The following is a 17026-nucleotide window of genomic DNA, read 5'->3' as shown; positions in this document are numbered from 1 at the left end:
ATTTTCTTACTTCAACTGTCCATTTTTTTCAACAATTTCTAAAAAGGCATCTGCAATATAATCGCGTTGTTCTTTACTCATACCATAAGTACTACATTTAAACCATTCTGTCTGCCCTCTTTTTATTCCTGCTATATTTCGTGATTTTAACTCTTCATAAAGGAAAAATCCTTTTCTAGGATGAAATTTTGATATTTCATTTAAAATGGGCGTATCAAATCTTACAAGATCGTGTTCTGTTGGTTTTATTCCAATTTGGAAAATTCCCTCAATTTTTTCTAATTTGGATACAAATAATCTTGACAATTTCACTTCTTCATTCCAGTTCTTAACACGATTTACTACATGTGGAAAAGAGGCCATCAATGTAGCTATTGGAGCACCTCTACTTGTACAACCTAACATTTCAACCTCTTTTTTAATATGCCTTGGAGAACGTTTGAGCAATATGTCTGCCCATTCATCTTTCATCCCAAGAACGCCAATAGGGCCAGAAGCAGCCATACTTTTATGTCCACTACCAACAACAAAATCTATATTCCAACTTTTTGCATCTATGGGCAATCTGCCCATAGAGTATGCACAATTTAAAAGAGAAGGAACACCTAACTTATTACAGAAATTCCCAAAAGTATTGGCATCTGTTAGATTACCATAATCTCCATCAACATGTGTGAGTACTGCTAATTTTATCTCCCCATATTCATCAATAGCATTTTTTAAAGTTGTTTCGTAAATATCCATGTCGATTCTAAATTCTGGGTATCCTGAATTAGGAACTTCAATAATTTCAAGCCCTGCTCTTTCAGCAGCTAAATGTGTTGTATAATGTGCATTACCATCAACTACAATAACATCTCCTGGTTGACAAATGCTATGCATTACTGTAAATTTACTTTCACGTGCTCCATGTGTTGTTCTAACATGATCCACATTTAAAAATTTAGATAAATCTTCTAAAAAACCACAAATAGAAGGTTTAGCTATTTCATCTAATCTTCCTGAGCAATAATCACATACACTATAACCATCTCCAAAATCATGCAATGCCTCTCTAGATTCCCTTGGGAGAACTCCTCCTCTTTGAAGAGGATTTAAATTAAGATTTTTTCTTTCTAAATCTCTTGTAACATTGTAATCATTAAATTCCATTATTCCACCTTTTATTTAGTAATAAATCAATCATGTTTAACTTTTAGTATTATCCAACCACTCTTAAATTGTTAAACATAATTTTAGGTATTAAAAATGGCCCATATTGTTTTATTTCACTTTTTACTCCTTTACAATCGGATAATGCTTGAAATATATTTCCAGAAATCATTGCCTTTTTCACAGGTTTTGAAATTTCTCCATTTTCTATTAAAAAGGCGTTATTGGCCTCTACTGAGAAATCTCCAGATATTGGATTGGCTGTATGCGCTCCTAATACATCAGTAGCTATAAAACCGTTTTCAATTTCAGAAATATCGACTTTTTCCTTAAAATCAAATATTATATTTGAAGGAGAAACAGAGGGTGTACCTGCATATGAACCTCTAAATCCATTGGATGTACTTTTAATATTGTCCTCACTTTCTTCATCAGAATTTTGTTTTTTAGCAGTATATGTATCATAAATAAAGCTCTTTAAAACTCCTTCTTCAACTAAACAAGTTTTTCCTGATCCTACACCTTCATCATCAGATTTAGAAGAATTTAAACCACTTTCAAGACTTCCATCATCATATATTGAGATATTTTTACTAATAATTGATGTATTTATTTTATCTTTTAGAATTGATCTGCCTCTTTGAACATTATCTGCATTGAAAGCGTTTACAAAAGTGCTAAGAAGTCCAACCGCTCCTCGATAATCTAAAATTACCTCTGTATCTTTAGTTTCAATGCTGACTCCTCCAATAGAATCTTTTGCAACTTGACATGTTTCCTTAGCTAATTTTTCCCCATCAATTTTAAAAATACAAGAGGAAGTGCTGTCATATGCAGTAGATTTTTGCCCATCTTTTTCAGCATTAATAGCTATAAATGCTGAAAAATCAGTATATTCATTGAATGCTGAGACACCATTTGAATTAATAATCAAATTATTCTCAAGAGAAGCTGAAAAACCACCAGAAGTTGGTTCACATCCCTCTTCAATACATGTAGCTATTGTTGATTCTAGGAAGCTACTTGCTTTTTCAACATCTAAATTTTCAAATTCAGGATCATAAATGTTTTTAACAGTTTTTAATTTTGTTTTATCTGCAAAACAAAAGTTTTCATCAGGTTCATTTAGTTTTGAATTTAAATAAGCTTTTTCAGCAACATCTTTGATTTTACTTACATCCGAACTATAAGCAAATCCTAATTTTTCTTCAGATATTACTCTTATTCCAATTCCCATATTTATTTCTTCTTTAGCAAAGCTAAGATTATTTTTCTGAGCATCTAATTGTAAAACCTTTTCTAGTTCTAAATAAATCTCATAATCATCGGAATATTTTGATATTTCTTTTTCTGCTTTATCTGATATTTCAAATAACATAAAAATCCCTTTTTTTTTATCTATATTAGTATAATAGTTATATTTAAAACAATATTATCTCATTCAAATAATATTATCTCATTCTATTTAATATTTTTAAATTAATATTTTTAAATTAATATTCTTAAATTATAATTAATTTTATTATATTCTATTTAATAGTATTATATTAATAGCATTGGATTAGCATTATAGTTGAATTAATACTATTAAATTTAATTAATGTGGCTATTAGATTACTATTAATTAATTTTTTAATATAAATTTTTCAATAGCTTCTTTAACGCCATCACCATATTTATTTTTACAAATGTAATCTGCTTTTTCTTTAAGATTATCATCTGCATTACCAACAGCAACTTTAAATCCACAAACATTTAAAAATTCAATATCATTTTCACTATCTCCTATGGCCATTATTTCATCAGTATCAAAACCTGTTTTTTCACATATAATGCCTAAAGAAGAGCCTTTGTTAATATTTTTATCGGTTATATGGATTGCAAACTGTGTGTCATAAATTTCAACATCAAGTTTTTCTGAAGAATTTTTTAATATGTTTTTTAGAATTTTTTCATCAATAGTTCTATAAATCGCGATTTCAGACAACCTGCTATTAGAATCATCTACTTTTTTAAGTTCAAAATTATCATATTTATTTTTAATTTCTAAATCGAGATATTCAAAAGCTTTCACAACTTTATCAAAATTTCCTAAAACTTTTATTTTTTCAATTCCTTCATTATCTGTCTCAGAGATTACTCCACCGTTTTCAGCAACTATGCCTCCAGTAGCACCAATTAGTCTTGCAGTTGCATATGCATAAAAGAATATGTTTCCTGTAACAATAATAGTTGGGATTCCAATATTTTCTGCAGATCTAATAGCTTCAATAGCACTTATACAAATTTTTCTATCGCCATCTGTAATAGTTCCATCAACATCCACGGCAATTGCTTTTATTTTTCTTTTCTGCATAAAAACATCAACTAATTACTTTTTTTTAATGAATGAAATTGATATAATTGAATTCATCGTGTTTTGTCTGATTTAATTAAATTTAAACTATTATGTTCTATTTAATTGGTATTAAGTTAATTTATTTAAGTTAATTATATTTATCTTAGCTATATTTATCTTAGCTATATTTATTTTAATTTTATTTATTTTAATAATATTTAGCTTAGTTATATCTAATTTCATTTTGTTTAAATATGTAAATCATAAAGTACCATATCTGTGAGCAATATTACATGTTCCTTCTTTACTAACCATACATGCACCAATTGGATTCATAGGATTACATTTAGTTCTAAATAAACTGCAATCTTCTGGTCTTGCGACCCCTCTTAATATAGGCCCACAAATACAACCTTTAGGTGCTTCTTTAACTTCTTTAACTTCAATATCAAATTTTTCCCTTGCATTGTATTCTGAAAACTCTTTTTTAATTTCCATTACAGAGTCAGGAATTTTTGGAAAACCTCTCCATTCACGACTTGTAATATCAAATACTTGTTCAATAGCTTTTTGAGCAAGTAGATTCCCTTCTTCACGTACTGCACGGTTGTATTCATTATCTATTTTAGCTTCACCTTTTTTCACTTGCCTAAGGATCATATAAATTGCCATTAAAATATCTAATGGGTTGAAACCAGCAACTGCTTGTGGAATATTATAATCTGAAGAAAATTTCTCAAAAGGTTTTGTTCCAATGATTGTGCAAACATGTCCTGGCTCTATTAATGCATTTAAGTTTGTTTGTCCAGATTCAATTAAAAATTCAAGAGCAGGAGGTATCATCCTATGAGATGAGAGAATTGAAAAGTTTTCTGGAGGATTATTTAATATTTCTGAAGCTGTTGTAGGAGCAGTTGTTTCAAACCCTGCTGCAATAAAAACAACTTCATTATCTATTTTTTCAGCTAATTCTACTGCATTGTTTATTCCATAAACTATACGGACATCTGCACCTTCTGCTTTAGCATCGGCTAATGATCTATTGGATCCGGGGACTCTTAACATATCTCCAAATGTAGCTATTGTAACTCCTTTATCAATAAGTTCAAGACTTTCATCGATTTCTCGTGAAGGAACACAACAAACTGGGCATCCTGGACCTGCAACAACTTCAACTTCTTTTGGAATAAGGGTTCTAAGTCCATTTTCCATTATGGTATGTTCATGAGAACCACAAACATGCATTATTTTAATCGGAGTTTTTAATTTTTCTATTCTTTTAATTAATTCTTTAGAAATATCTTTCATCCCATTACTCATATTAACACCTGTAAAAATGAAAATAAATAATTAAACAACTAACTTAATTAACTAATATTAATGGATATATTAAATAAAAATATCTTAAATTATATTCAGTAAAGTTATTTTTCCTATAATAAATATTATAAAAGAAGTATATTTAATAATTCAAGTAAGATCCTATTTTTTTAATAATATATTGAACTACCTTATTAAACATTACTTCTAAAATTCAACATTAATATAATTCAATATTTATATAAAATTATATTATAATTAATTTATATTATTTTATTTAAAATATTAATTTATATTATCTTATTTAAATTGAGGTATTACCACTTTTACTAATTTATTCTATTATCTTTTATTATATTCTAATTTTGCCCATGATTTATTTTTACATATTTTTAATTTTATTGTTTATATTAGATTCTTGTTAGAAAAGTTTATAATAGAGAATGTTCATTATATATTAATATAATATTTTTAATTTATTAAATATAATTTTTTAATTTATTAAATATATTTTTTAATTTATTAGATATAATTTATATTATTTATATTAATGAAATTTAGTATATTGGTAAAATTCTCAATATTTGCTAATAAAATTATATATAACTAATATTCTAAATAAATTTTCTATCTTAAGGTTCTAAAAATCTTAAACAAAGGATATACATTATTTTTGATTTGTTTTATTAATTTTATTAAAATTTAAGGATATTAAAATTTAGGGATATTAAAATGATTAATGAAAATATAAAAAAGAGAACATTCTTTTTGCCATTATTTTTTATTTTTTTTATTTTTCTAATTTTTACAATTATTAATGAAGTTAGTGCTTCTGATATGGGTACTATAACTGTGAATACAACAGGTGTAATTAAATTGGATAATAAAAATGTTTCTAATTTTGTAATTGCCAAAACATATTCTTATAAAAAAAACCATAAAAAAACAAATATAAAAACAAAAAAAGGAAATAAAAACTATACTTATGTAACTAAATATTTACTTCCTATCAAATGGAAAAATGGGGGCAAAAATGTAAAAACAGAATATTGGTACAATTGTCAATCATTTGTTATAAGTGGGAAATATATCTATGTTTTAACTTCTAGTGGATATGGCAATAATAAAGGATTTATAATAAGATATGACTCGAAATTATTAGATAAACTTAAATTATCTTCTTCTAAAGGGTTAAAAGATTTAAGAATTTTAGGTAATTCATTAGAAAATGGAAAAAAACTTTCTAAAAGACAAAAATCGATTTTAAAAGCTTTAAAAATAGGCCCTATTATTAATGTTGGTCATGGACAGTCATTATGTATCAATCCAAAAGATAAACACTTATATTTGCTCCAAGGAAATTCAAATCACACTTCTACAAGAATTAAAATGGTTAAAATAAACATGCAGACTTTTAAACCATTAAAAACCTTTGAATTTAGAGTCAAACTTAAAAATAAATTATTAAATAAAGTAAAAAATTTAGCTTTTGATAAGAAGGGGAATTTTTATTTTAATATAAAAAATAATAACGGAACTTCCAGTTTTATATTTAAGGGAAGTTTCATAGAAGAAAAATTAGAAATTAAGCTCGTTTTAAAATTATTTCAAAATCCTGGAACATACATACAAGGAATAGCTATAAATCATAAGCTTAATAAGTTTTATATTTTTTCTGATGGTGCTATTTATGCAATACCATTAATTAAATTATATAAAAGAAATCTTAAAATCTCTGATTTTGAATGGAGTATTTTTAATACAAAAAGGGAATTTCAAGGTCTCAGTTTTGATAATTTTGGAAGATCATATTTGCTATTGATTAGAGGATCAGAAATACTAAAATCAACATCAATATGAAAATAAATGCCCATTAATATCTAATGTTTTTGAAATAAATTTAAAATAATTTTTAATTTTTAATAAAAAAATTTATATAATAGTTTGATATATATAATATACATACTACCATAGAGAATGTTCGTTATAACAAATTCATGGTAGTAAAGTTTTAAGTCCAAATGAGATGAACATTGAATTTAAATTTTGTATTATTTTGGTCTTCTCTATAAAATATTATAACTACCTGTTTAGAATATTATCTATCTTTTTTGCATTTTCTTTTAGGGAGAAGACTACTAATAATACCAAAATTATTTAATTATTTTCTAATTTACAATTTATTTCATTTATAAATTATTTTAATTTATAATTTTATTTTTGTTTAAAATATTTTTTCATTTTAATAATTAATTATTTTAAACAAAGTTTTCATTAATAATTATCTTTAATAAAATATTATTAATTATTCTTAAATTTTATTAATTTTCACCTATAATTATAATAAATAGTTAAGACAAATGACTACATTAAATAGATAGAATATTATTAAAACACTATTCATAAATCTAAAACATTATTTATAAAGATTGTGGGTTATTATAATTTTAATTCATTGTTTATAAAATTTAGGTATAATTTACAAATTTATGGTTTTCCTTTATATAATTAGTATGTAATTCAGGGGATTTTATTTTTTAATTAATTAAATAATACTTTTTATAAATATAAAAATAAAAATTTATAATATTTCAATAAGATTTAGTATATTATAAGATTTAGTATATTATATAGATTTAGTATATTATAAATAATGTTTAAAGAATTAAGAAGAAGAGTAGGGGAGTTATTATGAGTTATATTATTAAAACTGACAATATAACAAAAGATTTTGGTGATTTCAGGGCAGTTAATTCTATAAACCTTAAAGTGCCAAGAAATAGTGTTTATGGAGTTTTAGGGCCTAATGGTGCGGGAAAAAGTACTTTAATATCAATGTTATGTACAATACTTTCTCCGACTAGTGGAACAGCTAAGATAAATGGCTATGATATTATAAAAGAAGCTAATGATGTTAGAAGATCTATTGGTATTGTTTTTCAGACAAGGGCTCTTGATGATATTTTAACTGGAAGGGAGCATCTTGAAATGCACGCGGCACTTTATGGGGTTCCTAAAGATGTTAGGGAGGATAGAATTGATGAAGTTCTTGATTTAATAGCTCTTGGTAAAAAAGCTGATGAAGAAACTAAAAATTACTCTGGAGGTATGAAAAGAAGGCTTGAAATAGGGAGAGGACTTATTCATCATCCAAAACTTTTATTTTTAGATGAACCTACACTGGGATTAGATATTCAAACAAGAGAAAGTATTTGGGAATATATTGAGAATCTTAAAAATAATATTGATATTACTATTTTATTAACTACTCATTATCTTGAAGAAGTAGATAATCTTTGTGATGATTTGTCAATTATTGATCAGGGAGAGATAATAAAATCTGGAAATCCTAAAGAACTTAAAGCTGAATTAAAATCAGATACAATCACTCTTTTTTCACAAGAACCTAAAAAATTATGTGATATCATGCAAAATCAACCTTTTGTTAAAGATATAATAAAAACTGAAGATGAAATAAGGCTTTTAGTTGAAAAAGGCGAGGATTTAATCCCAGAAGTTGTTAAAATAGCTGATAATAATAATATTAAAATTAATTCGATTGAACTTAAACATCCAAGTCTTGAAGAAGTGTTTATTAAATACACTGGACGTAAGATTGGTGATAGGGTGAAAAAGTAGGGTGTGTTAAAATGAGTGAATTTGAAGGAATTTATACAATTTGGTTAAGAGAAGCTAAAAGGTATGTTAGATACAAATCCAGAATAATTACGGCTATTTTCACACCTTTATTATGGTTACTTGTATTCGGTGTTGGTCTTGGTAGTGCAATCCAATTTGGTGGAACAAATGGCGGATATGAAGCTTTTATATATCCCGGTATTATTTCTCAAACAATTCTATTTACTTGTGTAATGGCAGGAATAGGGATAATAATAGATAAACAATATGGATTTTTAAAGGAAATTATGGTTGCTCCTTTATCAAGAACATCAATAATATTTGGTAAAGCATTGGGAATAAGTACTGGAGCAATAATCCAAGCTATATTACTTTTATTACTTTCATTTGTAGTAGGAGTTCAAATGACTCCTTTAATATTTATTGAAGCTACTTTAATTAGTGTAATAATATCTATTGGATTTTCAGGACTTGGTTTACTTATAGCATCTTTCATGGATAGTATGGAAGGTTTTAATCTAGTTATGAGTTTTGTCATTATGCCTATTTTTCTTTTAAGTGGGGCACTCTTCCCTGTTACAAATTTACCTAATTGGTTAAATTTTGTTGTTTATCTCGATCCTCTAACTTATGGAGTTGATGCTCTTAGGGGAGTGATTCTTGGTAAATCTGCATTGCCAGTAGAAATAAGCTTAATAATAATTTCATTTTTCGCACTCTTGATGATATTGTTATCTGCAATAGTTTTTACAAAAAAAGAGCAAAATTTAATGTAATTAATTGAACCTTATAATATTTGGGTAAAAATATGTATAAAAATAAAAAGATTATTGTAGTTATTCCTGCTAGAGGAGGTTCTAAAGGGATTCCAAGAAAAAATATTCGATTATTAGCTAATAAACCTTTAATAGCTTATTCTATTGAATCAGCTATAAAATCAAATTATGTGGATATGGTAATAGTCACAACAGATGATGATGAAATTAAATTTGTCGCTGAAAAATTTGGAGCATCTACTATAAAAAGATCTGGAGATTTAGGTAAGGATGATGTGCCGCTTGACCCTGTTATACATGATGCAGTTAAAACAGAAGAACAAAATTCTGAAGTAGATTATGATTTTGTAATTACTATTCAACCAACTTCTCCATTATTGAAAACCGAAACAATAGATAGGGCAGTAGAAAAACTATCTATGGGTTCTAATGATACAATAATTAGTGTTGTAGATGATAGGCATCTTAATTGGGGTTTTGATAGCGAAAAAAACAAATATTATCCTCTTTATAAGAAAAGATTAAATCGTCAATATCTTCCAAAAACTTTTAGGGAAACTGGTGGCATATTTGCAACAAAAAGAGAATTTTTAAATGAAACTTCTAGAATGGGAAATAATATAGATTTAATAGAACTTAGTTCTCATGAAAGTATTGATATTGATAATTATGAAGACTGGTGGGTAGCTGAGAGAATAATAAATAAAAAAAGAGTGATTATAAAAACTGATGCAACTAATAAAATCGGTACTGGCCATATATATCGGGGTTTAGCTATTGCTTCTAAATTAGCAAATCATGAAGTTCTTTTTCTTTTAGATGAAGATAAAAAGTTGGGGATTGATATTATAAAAAGTTATAATTATCCTTATTTGACTCATAAATCAATTAAATCTATTGGTGAAAATGAAGAAGAATTTAACATTGAAAGTCATAATAATGATTTAATAGAGAAAATAAGAGATTATGATCCGGATATTGTAATAAATGATATTTTAAACACTAGTCATGAATATATTTCTATATTGAAAAGAAATAACTATTTTGTTGTTAACTTTGAAGATATTGGAAAAGGTTCAGAAATTGCAGATATAGTTTTTGATGCATTATATGAACATCAAATGCCATCAAAGAATATTTATTCTGGTTATAAATATTATATTTTAAAAGATGAGTTTTACTTTCAAGAAAAAAAAGAAATTAAAATTGACAATAAAGTAAATGAAATTCTCTTAACTTTTGGTGGAACTGACCCAAATGATTTAACTCGCAAAACTTTAAATTCTATATTAAATAGTAAATATGATGGTATTATCACAGTCATTTTAGGGCTTGGATACAAGGATAAAGAAAGAATAAAAGAAGATTTTGTTCATTATGATAATATAAAAATTTTTGAGAATGTTAAAAATATTAGTGAATATATGTATAATTCAGATTTGATTTTCACTTCTGCTGGAAGAACAATGTATGAGATAGCTAGTATTGGGGTGCCATGTATTTGTTTATGCCAAAATAATCGTGAATTAAGTCATACATTTGCAAATGCTAAAAATGGTTTTATAAATCTAGGGCTTGGTAAAGATATTGAAGAGAGAGAAATAATAAAAATTATTGAAGATGTTATTCATGATATTAATCTAAGGATGGAAATGAACAGAAGGATGTTATCCATCGATTTAAAGCATGGATTTGAGAATATAATGAATATTGTTAAGATTAAATATAATGAATATATGAAAAATGATTATTGATTAATTTAGAATAAAGGAGATTTTATGAATATATTTCAAAATAAACCATTTTTAATAGCTGAAATTGGTGTAAATTATTACGATATTGCTAAAAAAGAGAATATTTCTAATATGGATGCAGCTAAATTAATGATTAAAGAAGCTAAAATTGCTGGTGCAGATGCAGTTAAGTTTCAAAGTTATAAGGCAGATACAATTGCTTCTAAAAATTCTCCATCTTATTGGGATACAAATGAAGAACCAACTACTTCTCAATATGAGTTATTCAAAAAGTTTGATAGTTTTGGAAAAGAAGAATATATTAAATTGGCTGAATATTGTGATAAAATGGGGATAATGTTTTTATCTACTCCTTTTGACTTTGATTCTATTGATTATCTTGATGAAATAATGGATGTTTATAAAATATCTTCTTCTGACCTTACAAATATTCCTTTCATTAGAGCTATAGCTAAAAAACAAAAACCAATAATCTTATCTACAGGTGCTTCTACAGTCGAAGAAATTGAATTAGCTATAAAAACTATTAAACATGAAGGAAATGATGAAATTGGACTAATGCACTGTGTACTTTCTTATCCAACAGAATATGAGGATTCTAATCTTTTAATGATTAAATATCTTAAGGATAATTTCAATGATTATGATATTGGTTTCTCTGATCATACTAAACCTGATGATAAAATGCTTGTACTTACAACTGCATATTTATATGGTGCAAATATAATAGAAAAACATTATACTCTTGATAAAAATTTAAGGGGAAACGATCATTATCATGCTATGGATCCTGAGGATATAAAAAAGTTTAAAGATAATATAAATTTTATAAAAAAGATAAATGGGAACTACAATAAAATTCCCTTAAATTGTGAAAAAGAATCTAGAAAACAAGCAAGGCGTTCAATTGTAGCTAATATGGATATATCTATTGGTGAAATAATAACTGAAGATATGTTATCATTTAAACGTCCAGGAACAGGTATATCTCCAATAGAATTGGATAAAGTTATAGGTAAAACTTCAAAGATTAATATAAAAGAAGATGAGTTAATAGATTATTCTATGCTGAAATAAAAATTTAAATTAGATTATATACTACTATTTTTTTCATTCATCTTATTTTTATTATTTTATTTCATCTCTTTTAATAATTTAGAAATAATCTTATTTTATTTTTAAGAGAATATCCCATTATTTACATTTTTTATTTATATTTTTTATCTTTTTATTATTTTTTTATTATTTTAATTTTATTTTTCTTATTTTTATTTTCTTATATATTATTTTAATTTTATTTTTCTTATTTTTATTTTCTTATATATTATTTTAATTTTATTTTTCTTATTTTTATTTTCTTATTTTTTATTTTAATTTTATTTTTCTCATTTTAATCTCATTTCTTTGATTTTTTAGGATATTATTTTATATTTTAAAAATCTAATGCTATTTTATCTTTTTAATTGAAAAATTAAATTATTTTTATAAAATTGTTTAATTAAAAAATATTAAATATTATAAAAACTAAACAAATAAATTTAACAAAGGGAAATATTTGAACAAAGGGAAATATAGGAACAAGAGAAAATATTCTAACAAAGGAAATATCATATATGTCAATGATTAATGAGAAAAAATCAGTAAAAAATATTAAAGAAATATGCGATATTATATTTTCTTTAGAGAAAAAATATGATTTAAATCATATGAAAATCCAAGGAGTTTATGCTTGGCAACTAGTTAGAGTATATGTTTATTATGAAATATCTCGAAAAATTGGTGTTTTTGGTTCTCCACAACAAGGAAAAGTTAATCTTAAAGATAAAGCATTTTCATTTATTCCTTTCATTAAAAATAGTTTATTTTCAAATCCTTTAAATGGAAAAGATCATAAAGATGTAATGATATTTGATCACCCAAGAAAAGTAAAACATAATGGGGAGTATAAAGATATATATACTTATTTTCTATTGGAATATTTAAATGACGCTGGAAATAGCTATGAATTAATTGAAAGTCCTTATTTAAATAAACATTATTCCAAAAAGGAAAATTTTACTAAATATAATGATAGGATTCTTTTTGGTTCTTATTTTTATAAGAAAAAAAATAATCTTAAATTTAAAACTTGTGAAAAAAATAAAATATCTAATCTCCAACGGGAGATTATATCCATGTTCAATATTGAAATTGATCTATTTGATATTTTCAGAAAACATATCTTAGATTTTAAATATCAATATTCTATGTATGATAAATTATTTAAAAAAAGGACTCCTAAATATGTTTTGGTTGTTGTTGCTTATGAAAATAAAGCTATGGTAGCAGCAGCACACAATAATGAGATTGAAGTCATTGAATTACAGCATGGAACTATTAGTGAATATCATTTAGGATATAATTACCCTAATGATGAAGATAAAGGGCTTGAATACTTCCCAGATAAATTATTTACATTTGGTGAATATTGGAATAATGTAGCTAATTATCCAATTAGTGAAAAAAACATTGTTTCTATTGGATTTCCTCATTTAGATTACACTATAAAAGATTATTTTAATAATAAAAAATTAAATCAGATTATATTTATATCTCAAGGAGTTATTGGCGAATATTTATCTAATTTTGCTTATGAATTAGCTCGTAAACTTGAAAAAATAAATGAAAAAATAAATGATACTGATAAAAAAAATCAGAATAATTATAATATCATTTACAAGTTACATCCAGGGGAATATTCTAATTGGAAAAACAATTATGATAGTCTAGTCAAAGCTCAAAAATTAGATAATTTTCAAATTATTGATAATAATGAAATTTCATTATATGAACTTTTTTCAAAAAGTAAATATCAAATTGGAGTATTTTCAACAGCTATTTATGAAGGACTTTTATTTAATTGTAAAACATTTATAATAGATTTGCCAGGTTCTGAATATATGGATGGCTTAGTTGATAAAAATTATGTTAAAAAGGTAGATAATGTAGAGGATATAATTAATTTTATGAATAATTTAAATATGGATGAATATGATAGAGATTTATTTTTTAAAGAATATGATAAATCTATTTTAGATAGGACATTTAAAAAATAAAATTTAATATAATCCTTTTTATAGAAATAATGCTTTTATGTAATCGAAAACAAGTGGTGATTAGTTAATGAATGAGTATAAACGTTTTATCCAGAGAATTGGAATTGTTGGAATAACAAATATACTCATATCTATTAGTGGATTAATTTTTATTCCAATAATAACTAAAAATTTTCCAGTAGCTGATTATGGTATTTGGGCACAGGTAAATACTACTATTGCTTTAATTCCTAACATAGCTAATCTTGGGCTTCCTTATACAATGGTAAGATTTTTATCTGCAGAAAATGATAAATTAAAAATTAGGGACTCTTTCTATTCAATGTTGGCAGTTGTTTTTGCTTCAAGTTTAATAATTTCTTTAATTTTTATATTATTTAAAGTACAAATTGCTAATTCTCTTTTTGGAGGAAATTTAAATATACTATATATTGTTTCAATAATCTCCTTTTTTGCATGTATGAATTTAATGCTTATTAGTTTCTTTAGAACTTTTCAACAAATTAAAAGATACTCTTTATTTTTAGCTTTACAAACATATATTGGGGTCATTGTAAGTTCATACCTTGCTTTGTCAGGCTATAATATCGAAATAGTTGTTCTTGGACTTCTTGTTGGATATTTAATTGTTTTTATTATAATGTTACTGATAATTGGGGGTTATTTGGGTTTAAATATTCCAAAATTTAAAAATTTGAAAGAGGAGTTGGAATTTGCTATTCCAACAATTCCTAGCAATGTTTCATCATGGGTAGTTGATTCTAGTGATAAATATGTTATAGGAATATTCCTTGGTTCGGCCGCTGTAGGGTATTATTCTCCAAGTTATGCTCTTGGGAGCATACTTTTAATGTTTTTATCTCCATTTGCACTTCTTCTTCCAGCAGTACTTCCAAAATATTTTGAAGAGGGTAATTTAAAACAAGTAAATGTCTTTCTTAAATATTCTATGAAATATTTTTTGATTATAACAATCCCTGCAGCAGTAGGCCTTTCGGTTCTCTCAAAACAACTTTTACTAATTATAACAACTCCAGAAATAGCTATGAATGGCTATTTAATAACTCCATTTGTTTGTCTTGGTGCTATATTTATGGGAATGTATGGAATAACAAATAATATATTAATATTGGAGAAAAAAACAAAAATTCTTGGTAAAATTTGGATTATTGTAGGGTTCTTAAATATTATATTTAATATTATTGCGGTTCCATTTATTGGAATTATTGGGGCTGCTATTGTAACTTTATTTTGTTATCTTTTCTCATTTTTGATTACTGCAGTTTATAGTAAGAAATATTTAAAACTTCCTTTTGAAATTAATTCTTTAATAAGAATAATCATATCTTCAATTATTATGGGGATATTTGTATTTTTGATGAATCCTTATGGTTTATTAAATGTTTTAGTCACAATAATAGTAGCTATTGCTATTTATTTCATAATTCTATTTTTAATAAGGGGAATAAATAAAGAAGAAATTAACTTCTTCAAAAAAATGATAAATGAAAGCTGATTTATTATTTTTATTATTTAAGTTTGTATTTGAATAATTTTTAAATAATATCAATTTATAATTTTTTATTATCAAAAGAAAATATAAAATTATATAAACCTAAAAAATTAATTTAAATTATTGGACTATATTTAACTAAATTTAAAATATAGATAAACAAAAAGGTTATTAATTTGATTGCTGTATTATCTGGTGGAACTGGAACTCCAAAATTAATTCAAGGAATTAAAAATATTCATGATCCGTCTGATTTGAATATAATTGTTAATACTGTTGAGAATGATTACTTTTCAGGAGTATATGTAGCAGCAGACATTGACACTGTTCTATATACTTTAGCTGATGTTATTAATGATGAAACTTGGTATGGAATTAAAAACGATACATTTTTAACAAATGAGTCTCTTAAAAAATTAGGCTGTCCTGAACTTCTAAGAATAGGGGATAAGGACAGAGCTACTAAGATTCAAAAAACAATATTAATGAAAAAATATGGGCTTAGTCAAGCTGTAGATATTCAAAGAAAAAAGATGGGTATTAAATCAAAAGTAATTCCAATGAGTGATGAACACTCTGATATAACTGTTAAAACAAGCATAGGGCACCTTAAATTTCATGAATTTTTAATAGAGCATCAAACTAAACCAGAAGTATTTGGAATAGATTATACTAGTGTAAAACCAAGTCCAAATATATTAGAAATAATAGAAGAATCTGAGATGGTTATTATCGGACCTTCAAATCCTATAACTTCAATTCTCCCGATAGTAAATCTCGAAGGGGTTGAAAAAGCATTAAAAAACAATTATGTGGTTGCTGTTTCACCTATAATTGGAAATAGTCCTTTCAGCGGACCTGCTGGGAAATTTATGAAATCTATGGGTTATGAAGTTTCTTCTTTTGGTGTTGCATCTATTTATAAAAATTTTTTAGATAGGTTTATAATTGATGATGTTGACAGAGAATTAAAAGAAAATATAGAAAAACTAATTGAAGAGGTTATTGTAGCTAATACTAATATGAAAAATATTATTGATAAAGAAAACTTAGCTAGAATAGTTTTAAAATAAATATTTTAGTTTAATCTTTTTTATTCTATTAAATCTTCTATAGTTAATTAATTTATTATAAAATTAACTTATTATACATTTAAGTTATTATAAAATTAACTTATTATACATTTAAGTTATTATAAGATTAATTTATTATAGAATTAATTTAAAAATATATTAATTTATTCAATGAATAAATGGAAGATAAAAATAAGTTTAATAGATAATTAAGAGGTAACTATTTAAAATTTAATTAATAACTAGGATTTAAAATACAATAAATTTAATATAAATCTTATATTTATACTCTTTAAAAAATTTTATTCTTCTTGAAAAATTTTAAAATTATATAAAATTATATAACAATATATTTAAGTACTAACA

The 17026-nt window shown here is 25.0% G+C and carries 12 protein-coding genes; 8 read left to right on the top strand and 4 right to left on the bottom strand.

From position 1 onward, the window contains the following. Positions 1 to 6: 6 nt before the first annotated feature. The 4 genes from pscS to hypD all read right to left on the bottom strand — a co-directional run bounded on the left by pscS (position 7) and on the right by hypD (position 4798). Positions 7 to 1152, bottom strand: a complete 1146-nt coding sequence (gene pscS, locus Q0087_RS02755) for an O-phospho-L-seryl-tRNA:Cys-tRNA synthase (RefSeq protein WP_297898143.1) — start codon at positions 1150 to 1152, stop codon at positions 7 to 9. A 49-nt stretch (positions 1153 to 1201) separates the two neighbouring features. Beyond that, complete coding sequence (locus Q0087_RS02750) at positions 1202 to 2530, bottom strand: TldD/PmbA family protein (RefSeq protein WP_297898142.1); 1329 nt, start codon at positions 2528 to 2530, stop codon at positions 1202 to 1204. Between the two features lie 246 nt (positions 2531 to 2776). Then, a complete protein-coding gene (locus tag Q0087_RS02745; RefSeq protein ID WP_297898141.1) occupies positions 2777 to 3508 on the bottom strand; it encodes a phosphoglycolate phosphatase in 732 nt (243 codons plus the stop codon). 243 nt (positions 3509 to 3751) lie between these two features. After that, entirely contained in the window at positions 3752 to 4798 is a 1047-nt protein-coding gene (hypD, locus tag Q0087_RS02740) for a hydrogenase formation protein HypD (RefSeq protein WP_297898157.1), read from the bottom strand. Between the two features lie 744 nt (positions 4799 to 5542). On the opposite strand from hypD, the gene Q0087_RS02735 reads away from it, so the two are divergent. The 8 genes from Q0087_RS02735 to cofD all read left to right on the top strand — a co-directional run bounded on the left by Q0087_RS02735 (position 5543) and on the right by cofD (position 16660). Beyond that, positions 5543 to 6670 (top strand): hypothetical protein, encoded by a 1128-nt coding sequence (locus Q0087_RS02735; protein WP_297898140.1) that lies wholly within the window; start codon positions 5543 to 5545, stop codon positions 6668 to 6670. 831 nt (positions 6671 to 7501) lie between these two features. Then, the gene (locus Q0087_RS02730; protein ID WP_297898139.1) at positions 7502 to 8449 is read left to right on the top strand and encodes an ATP-binding cassette domain-containing protein; all 948 of its coding nucleotides are present in this window, start codon (positions 7502 to 7504) and stop codon (positions 8447 to 8449) included. An 11-nt stretch (positions 8450 to 8460) separates the two neighbouring features. After that, positions 8461 to 9225: an ABC transporter permease gene (locus Q0087_RS02725; protein ID WP_297898138.1), complete on the top strand. Its 765-nt coding sequence runs from the start codon at positions 8461 to 8463 to the stop codon at positions 9223 to 9225. A gap of 32 nt (positions 9226 to 9257) precedes the next feature. Beyond that, entirely contained in the window at positions 9258 to 10979 is a 1722-nt protein-coding gene (locus Q0087_RS02720) for a cytidylyltransferase domain-containing protein (protein ID WP_297898137.1), read from the top strand. 24 nt (positions 10980 to 11003) lie between these two features. Beyond that, positions 11004 to 12056, top strand: a complete 1053-nt coding sequence (locus tag Q0087_RS02715; protein WP_297898136.1) for an N-acetylneuraminate synthase family protein — start codon at positions 11004 to 11006, stop codon at positions 12054 to 12056. A 536-nt stretch (positions 12057 to 12592) separates the two neighbouring features. After that, positions 12593 to 14074: a sialyltransferase gene (locus Q0087_RS02710; RefSeq protein WP_297898135.1), complete on the top strand. Its 1482-nt coding sequence runs from the start codon at positions 12593 to 12595 to the stop codon at positions 14072 to 14074. Between the two features lie 67 nt (positions 14075 to 14141). Beyond that, complete coding sequence (locus Q0087_RS02705; protein ID WP_297898134.1) at positions 14142 to 15590, top strand: polysaccharide biosynthesis C-terminal domain-containing protein; 1449 nt, start codon at positions 14142 to 14144, stop codon at positions 15588 to 15590. A 173-nt stretch (positions 15591 to 15763) separates the two neighbouring features. Then, positions 15764 to 16660 (top strand): 2-phospho-L-lactate transferase, encoded by an 897-nt coding sequence (cofD, locus tag Q0087_RS02700; protein WP_297898133.1) that lies wholly within the window; start codon positions 15764 to 15766, stop codon positions 16658 to 16660. Positions 16661 to 17026: the final 366 nt, after the last annotated feature.

It is taken from the genome of uncultured Methanobrevibacter sp. (assembly GCF_937881195.1).
In the GTDB taxonomy this organism is placed as follows: domain Archaea; phylum Methanobacteriota; class Methanobacteria; order Methanobacteriales; family Methanobacteriaceae; genus Methanobinarius.
The sequence above is the reverse complement of the archived record's forward strand: the minus strand, read 5'-3'. Positions and strand labels throughout refer to the sequence as shown.

Excerpts from the sequence above, each read along its gene's own strand:
- Q0087_RS02735 (WP_297898140.1), top strand. The coding sequence starts at position 5,543 with ATGATTAATGAAAATATAAAAAAGAGAACATTCTTTTTGCCATTATTT.
- Q0087_RS02720 (WP_297898137.1), top strand. The coding sequence starts at position 9,258 with ATGTATAAAAATAAAAAGATTATTGTAGTTATTCCTGCTAGAGGAGGT.
- hypD (WP_297898157.1), bottom strand. The coding sequence starts at position 4,798 with ATGAAAGATATTTCTAAAGAATTAATTAAAAGAATAGAAAAATTAAAA.
- Q0087_RS02725 (WP_297898138.1), top strand. The coding sequence starts at position 8,461 with ATGAGTGAATTTGAAGGAATTTATACAATTTGGTTAAGAGAAGCTAAA.
- Q0087_RS02710 (WP_297898135.1), top strand. The coding sequence starts at position 12,593 with ATGTCAATGATTAATGAGAAAAAATCAGTAAAAAATATTAAAGAAATA.
- Q0087_RS02745 (WP_297898141.1), bottom strand. The coding sequence starts at position 3,508 with ATGCAGAAAAGAAAAATAAAAGCAATTGCCGTGGATGTTGATGGAACT.
- Q0087_RS02715 (WP_297898136.1), top strand. The coding sequence starts at position 11,004 with ATGAATATATTTCAAAATAAACCATTTTTAATAGCTGAAATTGGTGTA.
- pscS (WP_297898143.1), bottom strand. The coding sequence starts at position 1,152 with ATGGAATTTAATGATTACAATGTTACAAGAGATTTAGAAAGAAAAAAT.
- Q0087_RS02750 (WP_297898142.1), bottom strand. The coding sequence starts at position 2,530 with ATGTTATTTGAAATATCAGATAAAGCAGAAAAAGAAATATCAAAATAT.
- Q0087_RS02730 (WP_297898139.1), top strand. The coding sequence starts at position 7,502 with ATGAGTTATATTATTAAAACTGACAATATAACAAAAGATTTTGGTGAT.
- Q0087_RS02705 (WP_297898134.1), top strand. The coding sequence starts at position 14,142 with ATGAATGAGTATAAACGTTTTATCCAGAGAATTGGAATTGTTGGAATA.